The organism is Methylibium sp. (assembly GCF_031393925.1).
Taxonomy (GTDB): domain Bacteria; phylum Pseudomonadota; class Gammaproteobacteria; order Burkholderiales; family Burkholderiaceae_C; genus Methylibium.
The window spans coordinates 1-2,010 of record NZ_JANMWL010000025.1 but is presented as its reverse complement, the minus strand read 5'-3'; the positions used below and the strand labels follow the sequence as shown (position 1 = coordinate 2,010).

At 68.5% G+C, this 2,010-nt stretch carries 3 protein-coding genes; 2 read left to right on the top strand and 1 reads right to left on the bottom strand.

Features of this window, described 5'->3' with window-relative positions:
- Both chrA and RMO12_RS01690 read left to right on the top strand, forming a co-directional pair.
- A partial coding sequence (chrA, locus tag RMO12_RS01695; protein WP_309637970.1) for a chromate efflux transporter occupies positions 1 to 471 on the top strand: 471 nt, incomplete at its 5' end.
- Positions 472 to 534: 63 nt separating this feature from the next.
- Positions 535 to 747, top strand: coding sequence for a hypothetical protein (locus RMO12_RS01690; RefSeq protein WP_309624816.1), 213 nt, complete (start codon positions 535 to 537; stop codon positions 745 to 747).
- 120 nt (positions 748 to 867) lie between these two features.
- Here RMO12_RS01690 and RMO12_RS01685 read toward each other — a convergent pair.
- Positions 868 to 2,010 (bottom strand): acyl-CoA dehydrogenase family protein (locus RMO12_RS01685; protein WP_309637969.1); only part of this gene is annotated, 1,143 nt, incomplete at its 5' end.

The following is a 2,010-nucleotide window of genomic DNA, read 5'->3' as shown; positions in this document are numbered from 1 at the left end:
GCGATCGTGCCTTTTCTCTACGGCGGGGTGGTGACCGAACATCACTGGCTCAACGACCGTCAATTTGTCGACGCGGTGGCCGTCGCGATGATCACGCCGGGTCCGGTCGTCATCACCACCGGCTTCATCGGCTACCTGATTGCTGGCTTCTGGGGTGCCGTCGTTGCCGCGCTGGCCACCTTCGCGCCGTGTTACCTGCTGACCGTATTGCCTGCGCCCTGGTTCAAGAAGCACGGCAAGCACCCGGGCATCGTCGCCTTCGTCGATGGCGTGACGGCCGCCGCGGTCGGAGCGTTGGCAGGTGCAGTGATCGTGATCGCCCAGCGCTCGATCTCCGACTGGGTCACTGCCGCGCTGGCCATCACCACGGCGACGCTGCTGTGGCGCTTCAAGAAGCTGCCCGAGCCGCTCATCGTTGTCGTGGCCGCACTGCTCGGCCTGGTGCTGCACCCCTTGATGACGCACACCTGAACGCCACCCACGACCCGGCTCTACAAGACCGATGCGTTTCTTCACGCGCATCCCTTCGGTGACGTGCCCGCCGCCTTCAGCCCCGACGGCCGCATCGGCATCTTCGAGTCCAACAGCATCATGCGTGCGGTCGCCCGGCTCGGCGCCGCGCGCATGCAGTTGTACGGCAGCGACCCCTACACCGCGTCGCGGATCGACGGCTTTCTCGATGCCGGCCTGCTGTTTGCCCGCGACACCCAGATGATGCAGTCGCGGCGGGGTCTTCACGGGCGCTGACGCACTTCAATCGCCTGCGCGCCCACGAGGCGATTGCGCCGGACATCGAGCCGTACTTGCAGGGCCTGTGGCCGGCGAACGCGTGAGGACGCGCCAGCGCCGGGCGATGTTGCGGCCGGCTCACGCCGTCCCGGCTGCTGTCAAGGGGTCGTAGCCCGGGCTCATCAAGAGGCCGTGCAACTGGCGCCGGCGCACGCCCATGTTGCCGCCGTCGAACAGCGGCAACACGATGGCGTCTTGCAGCAGGCCGGCCAGCGGCAGTGCGTGGTCGTAGCTGTCGATGCCGACCACGCGCATCAGGTCGGTGATCACCTTGACGGCCGCTTCGGAGCCAAAGATCTTGGACTGCAGCGCCAGCTCGAAGGCACCCGGCGCCTGCACGTCCATCGCGTGGCAGGCCTTCCAGCCCAGGTAGCGCGCGGCCTCGATGCTGGTCTTGGCGTCAGCCAGCGCGTAGCCGACGGCCTGGTGCTCGATGATCGGCACCACGCCGCCGCGCTTTTCGGTCTTGGCAAAGTTCAAAGCGAAATCGAAGGCCGCGCGCATCAGGCCCACACCCATGATGCCCACCAGTGCCGCGGTGCCGGTGAAGCTGGCATCGACGATGTCTTTTCCGCCGCCGACGGCGCCGATGATGTTGCCGCGGGGCACGCGGATGCCTTCGAAGCGAAGCTGCGGGCTCAGGTGGGCGCGGCTGCCGAGGGTGTCGATGCAGGGGAGCGCGACCAGCCCGCGCTCGGGACGCGGCACTGCCAGCACCGAGATGCCGCGCTCCGGCGGTGCCGCGCGGTCGGTGCGGCAGACCACGCACAGCAAGTCGGCGCCACGCCCGTCCCAGCCCACGGCGCCCGACACCCACTTCTTCTCGCCGTTCAGCACCCACGCGTCGCCGTCGAGCGTGGCGGTGGTGCGCACGCCTTCGCCGGGCGCAGGCGAGGCGAAGTTGGCGCTGCCGCCGGGCTCGCTGTAGGCCAGCGCAGCCAGCGGCGTGCCGCGCGGCTCGAGAAACGGCGCGATGAAGCTCGAGCGCTGCTCAGTCGAGCCGGCGATGAACAGCGGCATCAGGCCGAGCAGGGTGGCCAGCAAGGTGAGCGAGACGTTGACGTCGACCGCATGGAATTCTTCGGTGACGATGGCCATGTCCATGAGGCCCGTGCCTTGCCCGCCGAAGGGCTGCGGAATCAGGCGCCGCATGAACCCGGCCTTGATCGTCGCTTCGTAGATGGGCCGCGTGGCCAGAAAGCGCTGCTCGGGCGTGGTGAG